The sequence below is a fragment of the Pseudomonas sp. LBUM1641 genome (assembly GCF_059716235.1).
Genome location: NZ_CP166815.1, coordinates 553,799 through 573,275 on the forward strand (window position 1 = coordinate 553,799; position 19,477 = coordinate 573,275).

At 61.1% G+C, this 19,477-nt stretch carries 13 protein-coding genes; 9 read left to right on the forward strand and 4 right to left on the reverse strand.

What is annotated here, in order from left to right:
* Positions 1-50 precede the first annotated feature (50 nt).
* On the forward strand, positions 51-887 hold the full coding sequence (locus tag ACA046_RS02510; RefSeq protein WP_076015494.1) for a 23S rRNA (adenine(2030)-N(6))-methyltransferase RlmJ: 837 nt from the start codon (positions 51-53) through the stop codon (positions 885-887).
* Between the two features lie 133 nt (positions 888-1,020).
* Here ACA046_RS02510 and msrA read toward each other — a convergent pair whose 3' ends face one another.
* The 4 genes from msrA to aceE form a co-directional block, all read right to left on the reverse strand.
* Positions 1,021-1,668 (reverse strand): peptide-methionine (S)-S-oxide reductase MsrA, encoded by a 648-nt coding sequence (gene msrA / locus ACA046_RS02515; protein ID WP_076015495.1) that lies wholly within the window; start codon positions 1,666-1,668, stop codon positions 1,021-1,023.
* 74 nt (positions 1,669-1,742) lie between these two features.
* Positions 1,743-4,433: a putative bifunctional diguanylate cyclase/phosphodiesterase gene (locus ACA046_RS02520; RefSeq protein WP_459025635.1), complete on the reverse strand. Its 2,691-nt coding sequence runs from the start codon at positions 4,431-4,433 to the stop codon at positions 1,743-1,745.
* Positions 4,434-4,748: 315 nt separating this feature from the next.
* Positions 4,749-6,395, reverse strand: coding sequence for a dihydrolipoyllysine-residue acetyltransferase (aceF, locus tag ACA046_RS02525; RefSeq protein WP_459025637.1), 1,647 nt, complete (start codon positions 6,393-6,395; stop codon positions 4,749-4,751).
* An 11-nt stretch (positions 6,396-6,406) separates the two neighbouring features.
* Positions 6,407-9,052, reverse strand: a complete 2,646-nt coding sequence (gene aceE, locus ACA046_RS02530; protein ID WP_076015498.1) for a pyruvate dehydrogenase (acetyl-transferring), homodimeric type — start codon at positions 9,050-9,052, stop codon at positions 6,407-6,409.
* A 383-nt stretch (positions 9,053-9,435) separates the two neighbouring features.
* On the opposite strand from aceE, the gene glnE reads away from it, so the two are divergent.
* Genes glnE through ACA046_RS02570 form a run of 8 tightly spaced genes read left to right on the forward strand, consistent with a single transcriptional unit; the run spans position 9,436 to position 19,388 of the window.
* Complete coding sequence (gene glnE / locus ACA046_RS02535) at positions 9,436-12,375, forward strand: bifunctional [glutamate--ammonia ligase]-adenylyl-L-tyrosine phosphorylase/[glutamate--ammonia-ligase] adenylyltransferase (protein ID WP_318302783.1); 2,940 nt, start codon at positions 9,436-9,438, stop codon at positions 12,373-12,375.
* Between the two features lie 54 nt (positions 12,376-12,429).
* Complete coding sequence (waaF, locus tag ACA046_RS02540; protein WP_167662929.1) at positions 12,430-13,464, forward strand: lipopolysaccharide heptosyltransferase II; 1,035 nt, start codon at positions 12,430-12,432, stop codon at positions 13,462-13,464.
* Position 13,465: 1 nt separating this feature from the next.
* Positions 13,466-14,524, forward strand: coding sequence for a lipopolysaccharide heptosyltransferase I (gene waaC, locus ACA046_RS02545; protein ID WP_167662928.1), 1,059 nt, complete (start codon positions 13,466-13,468; stop codon positions 14,522-14,524).
* The gene (locus ACA046_RS02550; RefSeq protein ID WP_459025642.1) at positions 14,524-15,648 is read left to right on the forward strand and encodes a glycosyltransferase family 4 protein; all 1,125 of its coding nucleotides are present in this window, start codon (positions 14,524-14,526) and stop codon (positions 15,646-15,648) included. Before waaC ends, ACA046_RS02550 begins: the two co-directional genes overlap by 1 nt.
* On the forward strand, positions 15,645-16,451 hold the full coding sequence (gene rfaP, locus ACA046_RS02555) for a lipopolysaccharide core heptose(I) kinase RfaP (RefSeq protein WP_459025644.1): 807 nt from the start codon (positions 15,645-15,647) through the stop codon (positions 16,449-16,451). Before ACA046_RS02550 ends, rfaP begins: the two co-directional genes overlap by 4 nt.
* Positions 16,451-17,185 carry a lipopolysaccharide kinase InaA family protein gene (locus tag ACA046_RS02560; protein ID WP_076015503.1) on the forward strand — a complete coding sequence of 245 codons (735 nt, stop codon included), beginning with the start codon at positions 16,451-16,453 and terminating at the stop codon, positions 17,183-17,185. The genes rfaP and ACA046_RS02560 overlap by 1 nt, the downstream gene beginning before the upstream one ends.
* Entirely contained in the window at positions 17,182-17,934 is a 753-nt protein-coding gene (locus ACA046_RS02565) for a lipopolysaccharide kinase InaA family protein (RefSeq protein WP_497675857.1), read from the forward strand. The genes ACA046_RS02560 and ACA046_RS02565 overlap by 4 nt, the downstream gene beginning before the upstream one ends.
* Complete coding sequence (locus tag ACA046_RS02570; protein WP_497675858.1) at positions 17,934-19,388, forward strand: lipopolysaccharide kinase InaA family protein; 1,455 nt, start codon at positions 17,934-17,936, stop codon at positions 19,386-19,388. The genes ACA046_RS02565 and ACA046_RS02570 overlap by 1 nt, the downstream gene beginning before the upstream one ends.
* Positions 19,389-19,477: the final 89 nt, after the last annotated feature.

Sequence of the window (19,477 nt, forward strand, 5' to 3'; positions counted from 1 at the left end):
CACCTTTGCCTGCGTAAAAGGTAAACTTCGCCCCCTGCGCAGGAGCAACCATGAATTATCGTCACGCCTTTCACGCCGGCAACCACGCCGATGTCTTCAAACACCTGACCCTGACCCGCCTCATCGCCCTGATGTCGCGCAAGGAACAGCCGTTTGCCTATCTCGACACCCACGCCGGCATTGGTCTGTACGACCTGCAGGGCGACCAGGCGAACCGCACCGGTGAGTACCTGGAGGGCATCGCCCGCCTGTGGGGCCAGGCCGACCTGCCGCCGCTGACCGCCGACTACATGCGCGTGCTGCACGAGATGAACCCGGATGGCGAGTTGCGCTACTACCCGGGTTCCCCGGAGCTGGCGCGACGTCTGACTCGCCCTCAGGACCGCGTGTTGCTCAACGAGAAGCACCCGGAAGACGGCTTGCTGCTCAAGGACAACATGAAGGGCGACCGTCGGGTGAAAGTGCACCTTGGCGAAGGCTGGCACGTGCCCCGCGCATTGCTGCCGGTACCGGAAAAGCGCGCACTGATGCTGATTGACCCGCCGTTCGAAAAGCTCGACGAGATGCAGCGCTGCGCCGCGTCCCTCAAGGAAGCCGTGAGCCGGATGCGCCAGACAGTGGCCGCGATCTGGTACCCGGTGAAGGACCAGCGCATGTTGCGCCGCTTCTACCAGGACCTGGCCGGTACCGGTGCGCCGAAGTTGCTGCGGGTGGAATTGCTGGTGCATCCGCTGGATACGCCGAATACCCTGACCGGTTCTGGTTTGGCGATTGCCAACCCGCCGTGGGGTTTGGAGGAAGAATTGCGTGAGCTGTTGCCGTGGTTGTCTAAGCAGCTTGGGCAAACCCAGGGTGGCTGGCAGATGGATTGGCTTATCGCCGAGTAAGCCAATCTCAAGGTATTGAAGACCAATGTGGGAGCGGGCTTGCTCGCGAATGCGGTGTATCAGAAACACATTCAGTGACTGATACTCCGCATTCGCGAGCAAGCCCGCTCCCACATTTTTATCGGTGTCGCTCTTAGATCGGGCAGGTCACACCTGTGCCGCCAATCCCGCAATAGCCCTGCGGATTCTTCGCCAGGTACTGCTGGTGATACGCCTCGGCGAAGTACACCGTCGGCGCTTCTTCGATTTCTGTGGTGATGGTGCCTAGGCCGGCCTTGGTCAGTTCATTCTGATAAGCCTGTGCACTGGCCTTCGCCGCTTCCAGATGCTCCGGTTTGACCGCATAGATCACCGACCGATACTGGCTGCCGATGTCATTGCCCTGGCGCATGCCCTGGGTCGGGTTGTGCAGTTCCCAGAACATTTTCAGCAGCTCTTCGTAGCTGATCTTGTCCTGGTCAAACACCACCAGCACCACTTCGCTGTGGCCGGTCAGGCCCGAGCAGACTTCTTCATAAGTCGGGTTCGGCGTGTAGCCGCCGGCATAACCCACCACTGTGCTGACCACGCCGTCGCGCTGCCAGAACTTGCGTTCCGCACCCCAGAAACAACCCAGGCCGAAGATCGCAAACTCTACGTTGTCGACAAACGGGCCGAGCAGCGGGTTGCCGTTGACGAAGTGAGTCTCGGGCAGGGACATCGGGGTTTCACGGCCAGGCAAAGCTTGTTCTTGAGTAGGAAGCACGTTTTTGTTCACCAGAATTTCCGAGCGCAAGACCATGATCAGTCCTCTCAGTCAGATTGAGTTACAGGTAAGAATTCAGACTGCCAGTTTGCCCGAGTGTTACCGCGCTGTCAGGCGATTGGCCCGCGAGGGTAGCGTTTAAGCTTCTCGATCAGCTCGGACCCCGGGATTGGCCGGTCGAACAGGTAGCCCTGGCCGACGTCGCAACGGTGACGGCGCAGGAACGCCAGCTGTTCGGAGGTCTCGATGCCTTCGGCCACGACCTTGAGCTTGAGGTTGTGAGCCATGGCGATCACCGCCGAGGTGATTTCCATGTCGTCCTGGTTGTCCGGGATTTCATGAATAAAGCTGCGATCAATCTTGATGATGTCGATCGGGAATTTCTTCAGGTAGCTGAGCGACGAGTAGCCGGTGCCGAAGTCATCCATGGCCAGGGTCAGGCCAAAACTCTTCAGTTGGTCCAGTTGCAGGCGGGTGTCTTCAGTGGCTTCCAGCAGCAGGCCTTCGGTCAGCTCCAGTTCCAGCAGGTTGGCGGGCAACTGTTCTTCCTTGAGGATCGTGGCTACCGAGGCCACCAGGTCCGGGTCGGAAAACTGTTTGGGCGACAGGTTGATTGCCACTTGCAGATTGCCCATGCCCGCGGCAGTCAGCTGTCGGCTCATGCGGCAGGCCTGGCGGGCGATCCATTTGCCGATGGGGATGATCAGCCCGGTCTCTTCAGCCACGCTGATGAATTGGTCGGGGCGGATCATGCCCTTTTCCGGATGGTTCCAGCGTAGCAGTGCTTCCATGCCCAGCAGGCGACCACTGCGCAGGCACAGCTTGGGCTGGTAGAACACGTCCAGTTCATTCTGGGTCAGGGCGCGGCGCAGGTTGTTTTCCACGAACAGCTTGTAACTGGCTTCGGCGTTCAGTGCCTCGGTAAACACTTGCACCTGGTGCTTGCCGTTGGCCTTGGCCTTGTGCAGCGCCAGGCCTGCGTTGCGCATCAGGGTTTGCGGGTCGCGGCCATGCAGTGGCGCGCAGGCGAGGCCCACGGAGCCGGTGACGCTGATCAGTTGGTTGTCGACGAACATCGGCTTGTCGAGAGTCGCCAGCAATTGGCTGGCGACCTGCTGGCCGGTTTCAAGGTCGGTGTCGTCCAGCAGCACGGCAAACTCGTTACTGGCAAACCGCGCCAGGCTACCGCTGGCCGTCAGGCTGTTGCGCAGGCGCCGGGCCAGGCTGATCAGCAGCTTATCGCCGGTCTGGTGGCCGAGGCTGTCGTTGATCCGTTTGAAGTTGTCGATGTCCACCAGCAGCAGGCTGATGGGGCTGTCGCTGTCCCGGGCAAAGCGTTCGTCCAGGTTGCGGATGAATGCCGGGCGGTTGCCCAGGTTGGTCAGGTTGTCGGTATAGGCCAGGCGCTCGATGCGCTGCTGGGCCAGCTTGGTCTGGGTGATGTCTTCGTAGATACCGATGTAGTGCGTCAGCTCACGGTTGTCGCCATAGACCTTGGAGATCGACAACTGGCCCCAGTAGGGTTCGAGGTTTTTGCGCCGGCTCTTGAACTCGCCTTGCCAACTGTTGCTCTTGGCCAGGCTCGAAGGCGCGTCGAACAGCAGCTCGCTGAGGTTCTCCAGCGCCGGCAGTTCCGACAGCTGATGGCCATGGACTTCTTCGGTGCTGTATTGGGTGATCGCGGTAAAGCTGGGGTTGACGTATTCCACCACGCCGTCGCAATTGACCAGCAGAAACGCATTGGCGCTTTGCTCCACGGCCCGCTGGAACAAGTGCAGCGCGCTGGTGGCGGTGCGGCGATTGTGGTTGTTGATCACTTGGGCGAACTGGTCGGCCAACTCGCCGGCAAAGGCGATCTCGTCGGACTGCCACACGCGGGTGCTGCCACTCTGCTCCAGGCACAACACCCCGACCACGTTGCCATCGACCCGGATGCTGGCATCGAGCATCGCGTGGATGTCCCGTGGGCGCAGGCTCTCGACCATTTCCCGGGTGCGTGGGTCGCGCATGGCGTTGGTGGCATCGATGGCGCGGCTGGTTTGCAGGGCTTCCAGGTAATCCGGGAAGCCACTGGCGTCGATAGGCTCTGGCAGGTGGTGCTGCTGATCGGCGCGGTGATAGGCGGAAATCGGCACCAGGTGCTGGTTTTCGAGGTTCCAGATACTGGCGCAGTCGATCTGGTAGATATCGCAGGCACTGCGGGTGATCAGCTCGGCGGCTTCTTGCAGCGAGTTGTTGGTGCTGTAGCGCTGGCGGGCCAGCAGCAGGATCAGCTCCTGCTGGGCGCGCACCCGCTCCAGGTGTTGCAGTTGTTCCTGCTGGGCGCGCTGGTTGAGTTCCAGGGCGATCTGCAAGCGGCTGTTCTGGCTTTCGAGATCCACGGCAGGGGCCAGCGGGATATCACTGAACAGCCCGTCGACCACCATCAGGTAGCCACGCAGCAGGTGACGGTTGTGTTGTTTGTAGGCCTCACCCAGCTCCAGCAGGCTCAATGGGCCGTCATTGGTGTGGAGGGTGTAGCGCACCAGGTAGTGCGGGCTGATGGTCAGCTGTTGCTGGATCGCATCATGCAACTGATAACGCGCCTGGGGTTCCATCAGGCTGGCGTAGGGCGAGCCGATCAGGGCGCATAGCTCGACGGCGGACAGGCCGAATTGGCGTTCGCAATTGGGATCGAGGTACAGCAGGGCCCAGCTTGCCTCATTAAGCCGCTCGAAACGCAGCATACCGAGGCGCGAAGGCACCGGTAATTGCGTCACTACCTCGGCCGCCGTACGGGCGACATCGGGTTGGCTTTTCATGGGGGAACTCGCTTGGAAAAATGCGCTTCGCGCCGGGCTCACGCCCTCTTTACTGTTGCCTGCGGCAAGGTTGCATCATGCGGCACGGGCTGACAAGAGAGGATGAAGGCTAAGTGCTATAAGTGGGTTATCGGCCAGCGAACGGTTTTCTACAACCGGGGTGATGGGCGGTGTACAACCTCAATTTCCGTGTCCAGGATTTGCCTGGAAAGCAGGCAAAAAAAGCCCCGCCAATTGGCGGGGTTGAGGTACGAGCGTGGCGCTCGGAAATCGTTGAAGCCAGGTCTCCTGCGTGGGCAGGAGACCTGTTGAGGCTTAAAGCAGGATGGTGCGGATGTCGTTCAGCAACTGGCTCAGGCGCTGGGTGAAGCGTGCGGCAGCCGCGCCGTTGATCACACGGTGATCGTAGGACAGCGACAGTGGCAGCATCAGCTTCGGCTGGAACGCTTTACCGTCCCACACAGGCTGGATCGTGGCCTTGGAAACACCCAGGATCGCCACTTCCGGCGCGTTGACGATTGGCGTGAAGCCAGTACCGCCAATGTGCCCCAGGCTGGAGATGGTGAAGCAGGCGCCTTGCATGTCGTCTGCGGTCAGCTTCTTGTCGCGGGCCTTGGCAGCCAGTGCAGCAGCCTCAGCGGCAAGCTGCAACAGGCTCTTTTGATCAACGTTCTTGATCACAGGCACCAGCAGGCCGTCCGGAGTATCGACCGCAAAGCCGACGTTCACGTACTTCTTGCGGATGATCGCCTTGCCACTAGGGGCCAGCGAACTGTTGAAGTCCGGCAGTTCCTTGAGCAAGTGGGCGCAGGCCTTGAGCAGCAGTGGCAGCACGGTCAGCTTCACGCCAGCCTTCTCGGCGACGGCTTTCTGCGCAACGCGGAAAGCTTCCAGGTCGGTGATGTCGGCCTGGTCGAACTGGGTCACGTGCGGGATGTTCAGCCAGCTGCGGTGCAAGCTCGACGCGCCGATTTGCATCAGGCGGGTCATCGGCACTTCTTCGGTTTCGCCGAAGCGGCTGAAGTCCACGACCGGGATCGGCGGAATGCCCGAACCACCGGTAGCGCCACCGGCTGCCGGAGCTTCCTTGGCTTTCTGCATCATGGATTTGACGTAAACCTGCACGTCTTCCTTCAGCACGCGACCGTGCGGGCCAGTGGCCGACACAGCGTTCAGCTCAACGCCAAATTCACGAGCCAGTTGGCGCACGGCAGGGCCGGCATGAACCTTGGCACCGCTTGGCGCAGGTGCAGCCGCCGGAGCCGGTGCGGCCTCGGCTTTTGCAGCAGGCGCAGGCGCGGCAGCCGCTGGTGCAGCTTCAGCCTTGGCGGCCGGAGCAGCGGCGGCTGGAGCGGCAGCAGCAGGAGCCGAGGCGCCTGCTACTTTCAGCTTGAGGATGAAGTCGCCAGTGCCGACTTCGTCTTCCAGCTTCACGGCAATGCTTTCCACCACACCGGCGGCCGGCGAAGGGATTTCCATGGAGGCCTTGTCGGACTCCAGGGTGATCAGCGACTGGTCAGCCTCGACGGTGTCGCCGACCTTAACCAGCAGCTCGATGATCTTGGCCTTGCCCGACGAACCGATGTCCGGAACATGAATGTCCTGGACTGTTTCGGCGGCAGGTGCAGCAGCCGGAGCCGCAGGGGCCTCGGCAGCGGCGGCAGGCTTCTCGGCGGCTGGAGCCGGGGCAGCAGCAGGAGCGGCCGCCGCAGGGGCCGCATCAGCGGCACCTTCGATTTCCAGCTCAAGCAGTTCGTCGCCTTCTTTCAGGCGATCGCCCAGCTTCACTTTCAGGCTTTTGACCACGCCGGCCTTGGGAGCAGGGATTTCCATGCTCGCCTTGTCCGATTCCAAGGTCAGGATGCTCTGGTCGGCTTCGACGGTGTCGCCGACCTTCACAAACAGTTCAATTACTTCACCTTCACCGCTGCCGATGTCAGGTACGCGAATGAGTTCGCTCACAGAAAATCTCCTCAGCAGTCCAGTGGGTTGCGTTTTTCCGGGTTGATCCCGAACTTGACGATAGCGTCTGCTACCACCTTGGGTTCGATTTCACCACGGTCAGCCAAGGCTTCCAGGGCTGCCAACACCACGAAGTGACGGTCGACTTCGAAGAAGTGACGCAGCTTTTTACGGCTGTCACTACGGCCGAAACCGTCGGTGCCCAGGACTTTGAATTCCTTGGACGGTACCCACTGACGAATTTGTTCAGCAAACAGTTTCATGTAGTCGGTAGAGGCGATAACCGGACCTTTACGGCCAGCCAGGCACTCTTCTACGTAGGTCAGCGCAGGCTTCTGGCCTGGGTGCAGACGGTTGCTGCGCTCTACGGCCAGGCCGTCGCGACGCAGCTCGTTGAAGCTGGTAACGCTCCATACGTCAGCACCGACGTTGAACTCTTCACGCAGGATTTTTGCAGCTTCACGCACTTCGCGCAGGATGGTGCCGGAGCCCATCAGTTGCACGTGGTGAGCGGCTTCCTTGGTGTCTTCTTCGAGCAGGTACATGCCCTTGATGATGCCTTCCTCGACACCGGCCGGCATGGCTGGCTGCTGGTAGGACTCGTTCATCACGGTGATGTAGTAGAAAACGTCCTGCTGCTCTTCGGTCATCTTCTTCATGCCGTCCTGGATGATCACCGCCAGCTCATAGCCGTAGGTTGGATCAAAGGTGCGGCAGTTCGGGATGGTGCCCGCCAGGATGTGGCTGTGGCCGTCTTCGTGTTGCAGGCCTTCGCCGTTCAGCGTGGTCCGGCCGGCAGTACCGCCGATCAGGAAGCCACGGGTACGGCTGTCGCCGGCAGCCCAGGCCAGGTCGCCAATGCGCTGGAAACCGAACATCGAGTAGAAGATGTAGAACGGCAGCATCGGCTGGTTGTGGCTGGAGTACGAAGTACCGGCAGCGATGAAGGAGCTCATGGCGCCTGCTTCGTTGATGCCTTCTTCGAGAATCTGGCCCTTCTTGTCTTCCTTGTAGAACATCACCTGGTCTTTATCGACTGGCTCGTAGAGCTGGCCGACGGAGGAGTAGATGCCCAACTGACGGAACATACCTTCCATACCGAAGGTGCGTGCTTCGTCCGGGATGATCGGCACGATACGCGAGCCGATTTCCTTGTCCTTGACCAGCTGCGCGAGGATCCGCACGAAGGCCATGGTGGTGGAGATTTCACGGTCGCCCGAGCCGTCCAGGATAGCCTTGAGGGTATCCAGTGGCGGAGTCGGGATGTTGAAGCTCTTGGCGCGGCGCTGTGGCACGAAACCGCCCAGTGCAGTGCGACGCTCGCTGAGGTAGCGGGCTTCGGCGCTGTTTGGCTCGGGCTTGAAGAACGGCAGGTTCTCCAGCTCTTCGTCCTTGACCGGGATGTCGAAGCGGTCGCGGAACAACTTCAGGCTGTCGACATCGACTTTCTTGGTGTTGTGCGCAGTGTTTTTCGCTTCGCCGGCACCGGTGCCATAACCCTTGATGGTTTTGGCCAGGATGACGGTCGGTTGTTCTTTGTGGTTGACCGCTTCGTGGTACGCCGCGTAGACCTTGTACGGGTCGTGGCCGCCACGGTTGAGTTTCCAGATCTCGTCGTCGGACAGATCAGCAACCATCGCCTTGAGTTCTGGCGAGTTGAAGAAGTGTTCACGTACGAACGCGCCGTCTTTGGCTTTGTAGTTCTGGTATTCGCCGTCGATGACTTCGTCCATGCGGCGTTGCAGGATACCGTCGACGTCTTTGGCCAACAGTGGGTCCCAGAAACGGCCCCAGATGACTTTGGTCACGTTCCACTGAGCACCGCGGAACACGCCTTCGAGTTCCTGGATGATCTTGCCGTTGCCGCGAACCGGGCCGTCGAGGCGCTGCAGGTTGCAGTTGATGACGAAGATCAGGTTGTCCAGCTTCTCGCGGCCAGCCAGGGAGATGGCGCCCAGGGATTCCGGCTCGTCACACTCGCCGTCGCCCAGGAAGCACCAGACTTTCTGCTTGCCTTCAGGGATGAAGCCGCGGGCTTCCAGGTACTTCATGAAGCGTGCCTGGTAGATCGCCTGGATCGGGCCCAAGCCCATGGATACAGTCGGGAACTGCCAGAAATCAGGCATCAGCCAAGGGTGCGGATAGGACGAGAGGCCCTGACCGTCGACTTCCTGGCGGAAGTTGTTCATTTGTTCTTCGGTGATGCGGCCTTCCATGAACGCGCGGGCGTAGACGCCTGGCGAGGTGTGGCCCTGGAAGTAGATCAGGTCGCCGCCGTGTTCTTCGGTCGGGGCCTGGAAGAAGTAGTTGAAGCCAATGTCATACAGGGTTGCGCTGGAAGCGAAGCTGGAGATGTGACCGCCCAGGTCAGAATCTTTCAAGTTCGTGCGCATTACCATCGCCATGGCGTTCCAGCGTACCAGCGAGCGAATGCGGCGTTCCATGAACAGGTCGCCAGGCATGCGTGCTTCGTGGGTAACTGGGATGGTGTTGCGGTACGGCGTGGTGATGGCGTAGGGCAGTTGCGAGCCGCTGCGGGTCGCGAGTTCGCCCATACGGGTCATCAGGTAGTGAGCACGGTCTTCGCCTTCTTTGTCGAGAACCGATTCCAGGGCGTCCAGCCATTCCTGGGTTTCGACGGGATCGAGGTCTTGCATGGCTTGCTCCAGGGCGGAAAGGCTACCAGAATCGGTTGCCTGAAGTTTGCGACTGGCCTTGTGGGCAGACGACATAAATTCTTGGATGGCCGAAGGTTGCTTCGGCGTCCTGTAGTTTTACTACAAATCGTCGGCCATTTCAGCCTTTCGAATGTATATACGAGTAGTAAAACTACACAAGACTGAGCGGATTGCTCGGTCTAGCTGGCGAGCATAATCGTTATTGTTGATCTTTTGCGAACAAGAAAGGGTAGAGATTTGATGTTGACTGCCAAAAAAGAAAAATTTTCAGCTATTTCTAACCTTTGTTCGACAGTCCTTCACCGAGCGTGGTTCTTGCGTTCACAGCTACAAGCCCTTTACGCGCCGATCAAGGATAGACCATGAGCCTTCCAATGCAGGCCGAACTACCGGCCATCCTGCTTCCATTTGCCAAGCGGGCCGAGCAGTCATTTCGTGACGCCGTGGCCGGATTGGACGGCGATAATGGCCTTTCTGAGTGGACGCCGCAACGTTGGGCTGACTTCGCCCGCGTGTGCGCCGCCAGTGATTTCGTCATTGAACAGAGTGTTCGTGACCCTTTGATGTTGCTGGAACTGGTGGCATGGGGCGAGCTGGACCGCGGCTTTGCCCCCGGCGAGCTGTGCGGGCAGATTGCGGTTGCCGTGCAGCAAGCCGAGACAGAAGACGAACTGGGCCGCGTTCTGCGACGCCAGCGCACCCGCCAGCAAGTGCGGATCATCTGGCGCGACCTGACCCGACAGGCGGACCTGGTGCAAACCTGCCGTGATCTATCGGACATGGCCGACGCCAGCATCGATCAGGCGTATCAGTGGTTGTACCAGCGCCACTGCACATTGTTCGGCACGCCCACCGGCCGGCGCAGTGGTGAGCCGCAGCACATGGTCATCCTCGGCATGGGCAAGCTCGGCGCCGTGGAGTTGAACCTGTCGTCTGACATCGACCTGATTTTCGCCTACCCCGAAGGCGGCGACACCGTGGGCGTCAAGCGCTCGCTGGATAATCAGGAATTCTTTATCCGACTTGGTCAAAAACTGATCAAGGCTTTGGACCCAATGACCGTCGACGGCTTCGTATTTCGCGTCGACATGCGCCTGCGGCCCTACGGTTCAGCCGGGGCGTTGGTGCTCAGCTTCAACGCGCTGGAGCAGTACTACCAGGACCAGGGTCGTGACTGGGAACGCTACGCCATGATCAAGGCGCGGGTGGTGGCCGGTGACCAAGTGGCCGGCGCGCAATTGCTCGACATGCTGCGACCGTTTGTCTACCGGCGTTACCTGGACTTTTCCGCCATCGAAGCGCTGCGCACCATGAAGCAGCTGATCCAGCAGGAAGTGCGGCGCAAGGGCATGGCCGAGAACATCAAGCTGGGCTCGGGCGGCATCCGAGAAGTCGAATTTATCGCCCAGGCGTTCCAGCTGATCCACGGTGGCCGCGACTTGAGCCTGCAACAGCGGCCGCTGTTAAAAGTGCTGGGTACCCTGGAGGGCCAGGGTTACCTGCCGCCGGCGGTGATTGCCGAGCTGCGTGATGGCTATGAATTCCTGCGCTACACCGAACACGCGATCCAGGCGATTGCCGATCGCCAGACCCAGATGCTCCCGGACGGCCCCGAAGACCAAGCGCGGATTGCCTTCATGATGGGTTTCCCGGATTGGACCGCGTTCCATGAGCGCCTGATGTACTGGCGCGGTCGGGTGGACTGGCATTTCCGTCAGGTAATTGCCGACCCGGATGAAGAAGAGGGTGAAGAGAGCGAGTTGGTTGTGGGTGGCGAGTGGTTGCCGTTGTGGGAAGAGTCCCAGGACGAGGAAGCCGCTTGCCGTCAGTTGCAGGAAGGCGGCTTTACCGACGCGCCCAAAGCCTTGAAAACCCTGGCTGGCCTGCGCAGCAGCCCGCAATTGCGTGCCATGCAGCGTTTGGGGCGTGAGCGTTTGGATGCGTTCATCCCGCGCCTGCTGGCCCAGGCCGTTGAGCACGCCAACCCGGATCTGGTGCTGGAACGCGTCCTGCCCTTGGTCGAAGCCGTCGCCCGGCGTTCCGCTTATCTGGTGCTGCTGACGGAAAACCCCGATGCGCTGCGTCGCCTCCTGACCCTGTGTGCCGCCAGTCCGTGGATTGCCGAGCAGATCACCCGGTTCCCGCTGCTGCTGGACGAACTGCTTAACGAAGGCCGCCTGTTCAAGCCGCCGCTGGCGCCGGAACTGGCCGCCGAATTGCGCGAGCGCCTGACGCGTATTCCCGAAGACGACCTTGAACAGCAGATGGAAGCCCTGCGTCACTTCAAGCTGGCGCACCGTCTGCGGGTGGCCGCCTCGGAAATCGCCGGTAGCCTGCCGCTGATGAAAGTCAGCGACTACCTGACCTGGCTCGCCGAAGCCATCCTTGAACAGGTGTTGGCCCTGGCCTGGCGCCAGACCGTCGCCCGTCACGGCTCGCCGCAACGGGTGGACGGCACCTTGTGCGATCCTGGCTTCATCATTGTCGGTTATGGGAAAGTCGGCGGCATCGAATTGGGGCATGGTTCGGACCTGGACCTGGTGTTTATCCATGACGGTGACCCGCAAGCCGAAACAGACGGGGCGAAGCCGATCGACGGCGCGCAGTTCTTTACCCGACTGGGCCAGCGGATCATTCACCTGCTGACCACCCAGACCAACTCTGGGCAATTGTATGAGGTGGACATGCGCCTGCGGCCTTCGGGCGCATCCGGTTTGCTGGTGAGTTCCCTGGGCGCCTTTGCGCGCTATCAGGAAAACGAAGCCTGGACCTGGGAGCACCAGGCGCTGGTGCGTGCGCGGGTGCTGGTGGGCAGTCAGGATGTCGGTCGTGCTTTCGAGCAGGTACGGGCGCAAGTGCTGGGCCGCGCGCAGGACCTGGACAAGCTGCGCCAGGAGGTCAGCGAGATGCGCGCCAAGATGCGCGACAACCTCGGCACCAAGTCCACGGCGGCGGGAACGGCGGCGAATGCCTTCGAACCCACGGTGGCGTTCGACCTCAAGCAGGACGCCGGAGGTATCGTCGATATTGAATTTATGGTGCAATACGCGGCTTTGGCGTGGTCTGCGCAACATCCAACGTTGCTGCGCTACACCGACAATATCCGCATTCTGGAAGGGCTGGAGCAGGTCGGGCTGATGCCCGCCGCCGATGCCCATTTGCTGCGCGAGGTGTATAAAGCCTACCGTTCAGCCGCTCACCGCCAGGCCTTGCAGAACGAGGCCGGCACAGTTGCCGGGGACCAGTTCGCTGACGAACGGCGCCAGGTGCAGCGAATCTGGCATGAACTGGGGTTAAGCTAAACATTATATAAGGCGGGGAGGCATGAGCCTCCCCGTATCGTTTGTGGAAACTACATGAATATTCTGATCGTTGGGCCCAGTTGGGTCGGTGACATGGTGATGGCACAGACACTGTTCCAGTGCCTGAAACAACGCCATCCCGACTGCCAAATCGACGTGCTCGCCCCCGAGTGGAGCCGGCCGATTCTTGAGCGTATGCCCGAGGTGCGTCAGGCTTTGAGCTTCCCGCTCGGCCACGGCGCGCTGGAACTGGCGACCCGTCGACGTATCGGCAAGTCCCTGGCCGGCCAGTACGATCAGGCGATCCTGTTGCCCAACTCAATGAAGTCGGCACTGGTGCCGTTCTTCGCCGGTATTCCCAAGCGCACCGGCTGGCGTGGTGAGTTTCGCTATGGCCTGCTCAATGATGTGCGCAAGCTCGACAAGGCCCGTTATCCGCTGATGATCGAGCGCTTCATGGCCCTGGCCTACGCGCCGGGTGCCGAGTTGCCTGCGCCGTATCCGCGCCCGAGCCTGCAAATCGACCCGGTTACCCGTGACGCCGCCCTGGCCAAGTTTGGCCTGGAGCTGGACCGTCCGGTGCTGGCGCTGTGCCCTGGTGCAGAGTTTGGCGAATCCAAGCGCTGGCCATCTGAGCATTACGCCAAGGTCGCGGAGATGAAGATTCGCGAGGGCTGGCAAGTCTGGCTGTTCGGCTCGAAAAACGATCATTCGGTGGGCGAGGATATTCGCCAGCGCTTGATCCCGGGCCTGCGTGAAGAAGCGGTCAACCTCAGCGGCGACACGTCCCTGGCCGAGGCCATCGACCTGCTGTCCTGCGCCGACTCGGTGGTGTCCAACGACTCGGGCCTGATGCACGTGGCTGCGGCGCTGAATCGCCCGCTGGTGGCGGTGTACGGCTCGACGTCTCCCGGGTTTACCCCGCCGTTGGCCGACAAGGTCGAAGTGGTGCGCCTGGGCCTGGATTGCAGCCCCTGTTTCGACCGTACCTGCCGTTTTGGCCATTACAACTGCCTGCGCCAATTGCTGCCGCAACCTGTCAGCGACGCATTGCAGCGGTTGCAGGGCGACGTGGTCGAGGTTCACTGAGTTGCGGGTTCTGGTAATCAAGACCTCATCCCTGGGCGATGTGATTCATGCCTTGCCGGCATTGACCGACGCGGCGCGGGCGATCCCGGGCATCCGTTTTGACTGGGTGGTGGAAGAAGGCTTCGCCGAGATTCCCACCTGGCACCCGGCGGTGGACAAGGTGATTCCGGTGGCGATCCGCCGCTGGCGCAAGAACCTCTGGCAGACCTTCAAGAGTGGCGAATGGCGGCGCTTCAAAAAGAGCGTGCAGTCGACCAAATACGACTTGGTGATCGATGCCCAGGGCCTGCTGAAAAGTGCCTGGCTGACCCGCTACGTGCGCGCCCCGGTGGCCGGTTTCGACAAGCAGTCGGCTCGCGAACCGTTGGCGGCGCACTTCTATTCCCGCCGCCTGGCCGTGGCCCGTGGGCAGCATGCGGTGGAGCGTTTGCGCCAGCTATTTGCCGTCGCGCTGGGCTATGACCTTCCCAAGGGCTTGGGCGATTACGGCCTCAGCGTCGACAAGCTGTTGGGCCTGCCGCCGAAAAAGCCGTTTGTACTGCTGCTGCACGGTACCACCTGGGACACCAAGCACTGGCCGGAAGCCTACTGGCGCGACCTGGCCGAACGCATGGACCGCTTTGGCGTGGACGTGAAATTGCCATGGGGCAATGCCGCCGAAAAGGCTCGGGCTGAACGCTTGGCTCAAGGTCTGAAAAACGCTGAAGTGCTGCCCAAGCTGAACCTGGCGGGCGTGGCACGGGTGCTGGCCAGTGCCAAGGCGTGTGTCGCGGTCGACACCGGTCTTGGCCACTTGGCGGCCGCGCTGGATGTGCCAACGATTTCCCTGTTCGGCCCCACCAATCCCGGCCTGACCGGCGCCTACGGCAAGGCGCAGGTCCACCTGGCCAGCGACTTCCCGTGTGCGCCGTGCCTGCAAAAGAAATGCACCTATCAACCGACGGCTGAAGACCAGCGCCGGTTTGATCTCAAGCGCGAGTGGCCACTGTGTTTCACTCGCCTGAACCCTGAGCGTGTCGCAACGCGATTAAGCACGTTGTTATTGGCTGAGGAGCACTGATGCAACTGGCTTTTGTCCTCTACAAGTATTTCCCCTTTGGTGGCCTGCAGCGCGACTTCATGCGTATTGCCCTGGAGTGCCAGCAGCGCGGCCACAAGATCCGCGTCTACACGCTGATCTGGGAAGGTGACGTGCCGCCGGGCTTTGAAGTGCTGGTGGCGCCGGTCAAGGCGCTGGTCAACCATCGGCGCAATGAGAAACTCTACGCCTGGATCCAGGCCGACCTGGCCAAGCGCCCGGTTGATCGGGTGGTAGGCTTCAACAAAATGCCGGGGCTGGACCTGTACTTCGCTGCCGACGGCGTGTTCGAAGACAAGGCTCAAACCCTGCGCAACCCGATGTATCGCTGGTTCGGTCGGTACAAGCACTTTGCCGAATACGAGCGCGCGGTGTTCGACAAGCACGCCAAGACGCAGATCATGGTGCTGTCCGAGCATCAGCAGCAGCTGTTCACCCAGTATTACGGCACCCAGGCCGAGCGCTTTCATTTGTTGCCGCCGGGTATCGCCCGCGACCGCCGTGCGCCGCCCAACGCTGCCGAGGTCCGTGCCGAGTTTCGTCGCGAATTCGGCCTGGCCGAAGACGATTTGCTGCTGGTGCAGATCGGCTCGGGCTTCAAGACCAAGGGCGTCGACCGCAGCCTCAAGGCCGTGGCCGCGCTACCGTCGAACCTGAAGAAACGCACCCGGCTATTTGTAATCGGCCAGGACGACCCCAAAGTATTCCAATTGCAGAGTGCTGCGCTGGGCCTGGGCGACCAGGTGCAGTTCTTCAAGGGGCGCAGCGATATCCCGCGTTTTCTGCTGGGCGCGGACTTGTTGATTCACCCCGCGTATAACGAGGCGGCCGGCATGGTGCTGATCGAAGCGGTGGTCGCCGGCCTCCCGGTACTGGTGAGCAAGGTCTGCGGTTACGCGTTCTACATCGACAAGGCCCAGAATGGCCGGGTGTTGGACGAGCCGTTCGAACAGGCTCAACTCAACCATTACCTGGTCGACATGCTCGACGACCCACAAGCGCGCGCGGCCTGGAGCCGCAATGGTCTGGCCTTCGCTGAGACGGCCGACCTCTATAGCATGCCGCAGTACGCTGCGGACCTGATTCTGGCGGAGCCAAACCGATGAAGTTGATTCTTGCCGAACCGTTCAAGACCCTGTGGGCCGGACGCGATGCGTTCGCCGAAGTCGAGAAGCTGGACGGCCAGGTGTACCGTGAACTGGATGCCCGCCGTACCTTGCGTACGGAAGTGGACGGCCACGGCTTTTTCGTGAAAATCCACCGGGGGATCGGCTGGGCCGAAATCCTCAAGAACCTGATTACCGCCAAGTTGCCGGTGTTGGGCGCGGGCCAGGAATGGCTGGCGATCCAGCGTTTGCAGGAAGTGGGCGTGCCGACCATGACCGCCGTCGCTTACGGCGAAAAGGGCAGCAACCCGGCGGACCAGCACTCGTTCATCGTCACCGAAGAGCTGGCGCCGACCGTCAGCCTCGAAGACCTGAGCATGGACTGGGTCAAGCAGCCGCCGGTGCCTGTGATCAAGCATGCGCTGATCGCCGAAGTGGCGCGCATGACCGGCATGATGCACCGCGCCGGGGTCAACCACCGCGACTGCTACATCTGCCATTTCCTGCTGCACACCGACAAACCGATGGTAGCCGATGACTTCAAGTTGTCGGTGATCGACCTGCACCGTGCCCAGGTACGTTCGAAGATCCCGCTGCGATGGCGCAACAAGGACCTGGCCGCGCTGTACTTCTCGGCTCTGGACATTGGCCTGACCCGACGCGACAAGCTGCGCTTCCTCAAAGGCTACTTCCAGCAGCCGCTGCGTCAGATTCTCGCTGAAGAAGCCGCCTTGCTGGGTTGGCTGGAACGCAAGGCGGCCAAGCTCTACGACCGTAAGCAACGCTACGGGGATGCGCTCTGATGGCGGGTTGGAACCTGGAGCCCGCTTACGCCGCCCTGGCGGATGACTTTGGTAGCCTGGAAGCAGTGTTCGCCCTGCAAGGCGAGCGGCTGACCCGTGATCCATTGTCCGAAGTGATTCGCGTGGAACGCGGTGGGGTCAACTATTACGTCAAGCGCTACGTCGGTGCGGGCAAGGGGTTGCGCCGCTACCTGGGCAAGCCGCGGGTCAAGTCTGAATGGCAGAACCTCAAGCGCTTCGCCAAGTGGGGCATTCCCACTGCCGACGTGATCGCCTGGGGCCTGGAGCGTAAAGGCCTGGCTTATCACCGTGGGGCGATGATCACGCGCGAGCTGCCAAAGACCGAAGATTTATCGGCATTGGCCGAGCGCAAAGACCCGCAACTGTCTGACCCGGTGTGGGTCAACAAGATCAGTCGCCAGCTCGCTGAATACACGCGGACCATGCACGACAACCGGTTTACCCACAACGATTTGAAGTGGCGCAACTTGTTGGTGGACGACCAGCAAACCCTGTACCTGATCGATTGCCCCAACGGCGATTTCTGGCGCGGGTTCTGGCTCAAATACCGTATCACCAAGGACCTGGCCTGCCTGGACAAGGTCGCCAAGTATCACTTGTCGGCCACCCAGCGCCTGCGTTTCTACATGCAGTACCGTCAGCGTAAACACCTGAGCGTGGCGGACAAACAGCGAATTCGCCACGTGGTGAAGTTTTTCGAGGGGCGAGAATGAGTGATTTCGTGGCGGCCGAAGATCGAGCATTGCTTGAGCGCAACGGCCTCGGCACTTTCGACGCGTTGTGGGCCAAGCAACTGGATGCGGTGGACGAGCCCAATACCAGTCGTGGCGGCTGGAGCAGCGTGTTTCGCCTCGAACTTGAAGGCCAAGGCTACTACCTCAAGCGCCAGAGCAACTACCTGACGCGCACCTTGCACCGCCCGTTTGGCGAGCCGAGTTTTGCCCGTGAGTTTCGTAATATCAGCCGCTATCGGCAGTTGGGAATTCCGGCATTGCAGGCGGCGTTTTTCGGTGAGCGCAAAGTCGCGGGCGAGCACCGGGCGATGTTGCTGACCCGGGCGCTGGATGGTTGGAATGACCTGGATTCACTGCTGGAGCAATGGTCTTCATTGAGTGACTCGCAGCAGCGAGGGATCCTGCTGGCCTGCGGTCAGTTGGCGCGCCGTCTGCACCGCGTGGGTCAGGTGCACGGCTGTTTTTACCCCAAGCATATTTTCCTGCAGGCCGCCGGCGACGGTTATGCGGCGCAGTTGATCGACCTTGAGAAAACCCGCCCGCTGTTGTTCGGCTGGCGTGACCGGGTCAAGGACCTGGAACCGCTGTTGCGCCGTGCGCCGCAGTGGTCTGACGATCAGGTGCGTCAGCTGTTGGCGGCCTACCTGGATCAGCCGCAGGACAGCGCATTGGTTGCCACCTGGCACCAGCGCCTGGTGGCCCGTCGTAGTCACAAGGAGAAGCGTTGATGCGTTTGTCCGAACTGAAAAATGCCGGCCGCACGCCGAGCCTGCCCTTGAGCATCGAGCTGGCAGACGCTGCCGGGCCTGGGCAGTTGCAACTGCTGAGCCTGCTGCGGGTATTGCCGGGCCAGCGCTATGTCGGCGCAGCCGTGTGGCGCGGGCGCCCGGTGCTGGCCAAGCTGCTGGTGGGCAACAAGGCGGCGCGGCATTTTCAGCGTGAACGCAAGGGTGTGCGGCTGCTGGCCGAGCAAGGCCTGACCACGCCGCTGTTGCTGGCTGATGGTCTGCAAGAAGGTGAGGGCGGCTGGCTGCTGTTCGAGTTTCTGGAAGGCGCCGACAGCCTGGCCGATACGTGGCAGGCTGTTGAAAGCTTGCCGCCACTGGCTGACGAGCAGCAAGCGGTGCTCGCCGAAGCGCTGGGTGCGATTGCGCAGATGCACGCCAAAGGCCTGTGGCAGGAAGACCTGCACCTGGACAACCTGCTGCGCCAGGACGGCAAACTGTATTTGATCGATGGTGCCGGGATCTGTGTCGAAGAGGCGGGCAAGCCGCTGTCGCGCAACCGGGTGCTGGAAAACCTCGGGGTGTTTTTCGCGCAACTGCCGAAGAACCTCGAGCCGTTTACCGAAGAGCTGCTGGTGCACTACTTGCTCAGTAATGGCGAACACGGCTTGCCGCTGGAGGCGCTGCAAAAGCAGGTGCGTAAAGTCAGCGTCTGGCGTTTGAAAGACTTCCTGGGCAAGGTCGGTCGTGAGTGCACGTTGTTCAGCGTGATTCGCGGGCCGTTTGCCTTGCGCGCGATTCGGCGTGAGGAAGAAGCGTCGATGCTGCCGGTGCTGGAGCAGGCCGACGCGCTGCTGGATCAGGGCCACCTGTATAAAACCGGCGGGGCGGCCAGCGTCGCCAAGGTCGAGATGGCCGGTCGGCCACTCGTGATCAAACGCTACAACATCAAGGGTTTTGCCCATTGGCTCAAGCGTTTCTGGCGGCCAAGCCGGGCCTGGCATTCGTGGCGTGAAGGCAATCGCCTGGCGTTCCTCGGCATCGCCACGCCCAAGCCGCTGGCGTTGCTGGAAAAGCGTTTCCTGTGGCTGCGCAGCCGGGCGTACCTGGTGACCGAGTACCTGCCGGGGCCGGACATCATCGAGCGGTTTGCGCCCTATGTTGAAACTGGAGAGGCGCCCGAGGCCGAGTTGCAGGCCCTGGATTACTTGTTCGCCGAGCTGATTCGCGAGCGCATCAGCCACGGGGATTTCAAGGGGCACAACCTGTTCTGGCACACGGATCGCTGGGCGCTGATCGACCTGGATTCGATGTGTCAGCACGGCTCCCTGAGCAGCTTCGCCCCGGCCTATGCCAAGGACCGCGCACGGTTTATGCGTAACTGGCCTGAGAGCAGCGCGTTGTATCGGGTGATTGATCAGCGGTTACCAACGAATGTGGGTGGGGTAAATAGCTAGTCCTGTTGGGTAGTTGGGCTGAGGTAGTTTCTCAACTCATTTGTTTTTTCGGAGATCTACCCATGCGCTTGAATGCCCCTGTTGGTGTC

Excerpts from the sequence above, each read along its gene's own strand:
- ACA046_RS02510 (WP_076015494.1), top strand. The coding sequence starts at position 51 with ATGAATTATCGTCACGCCTTTCACGCCGGCAACCACGCCGATGTCTTC.
- glnE (WP_318302783.1), top strand. The coding sequence starts at position 9,436 with ATGAGCCTTCCAATGCAGGCCGAACTACCGGCCATCCTGCTTCCATTT.
- aceE (WP_076015498.1), bottom strand. The coding sequence starts at position 9,052 with ATGCAAGACCTCGATCCCGTCGAAACCCAGGAATGGCTGGACGCCCTG.
- ACA046_RS02560 (WP_076015503.1), top strand. The coding sequence starts at position 16,451 with ATGGCGGGTTGGAACCTGGAGCCCGCTTACGCCGCCCTGGCGGATGAC.
- rfaP (WP_459025644.1), top strand. The coding sequence starts at position 15,645 with ATGAAGTTGATTCTTGCCGAACCGTTCAAGACCCTGTGGGCCGGACGC.
- waaF (WP_167662929.1), top strand. The coding sequence starts at position 12,430 with ATGAATATTCTGATCGTTGGGCCCAGTTGGGTCGGTGACATGGTGATG.
- ACA046_RS02570 (WP_497675858.1), top strand. The coding sequence starts at position 17,934 with ATGCGTTTGTCCGAACTGAAAAATGCCGGCCGCACGCCGAGCCTGCCC.
- ACA046_RS02565 (WP_497675857.1), top strand. The coding sequence starts at position 17,182 with ATGAGTGATTTCGTGGCGGCCGAAGATCGAGCATTGCTTGAGCGCAAC.
- ACA046_RS02550 (WP_459025642.1), top strand. The coding sequence starts at position 14,524 with ATGCAACTGGCTTTTGTCCTCTACAAGTATTTCCCCTTTGGTGGCCTG.
- msrA (WP_076015495.1), bottom strand. The coding sequence starts at position 1,668 with ATGGTCTTGCGCTCGGAAATTCTGGTGAACAAAAACGTGCTTCCTACT.
- ACA046_RS02520 (WP_459025635.1), bottom strand. The coding sequence starts at position 4,433 with ATGAAAAGCCAACCCGATGTCGCCCGTACGGCGGCCGAGGTAGTGACG.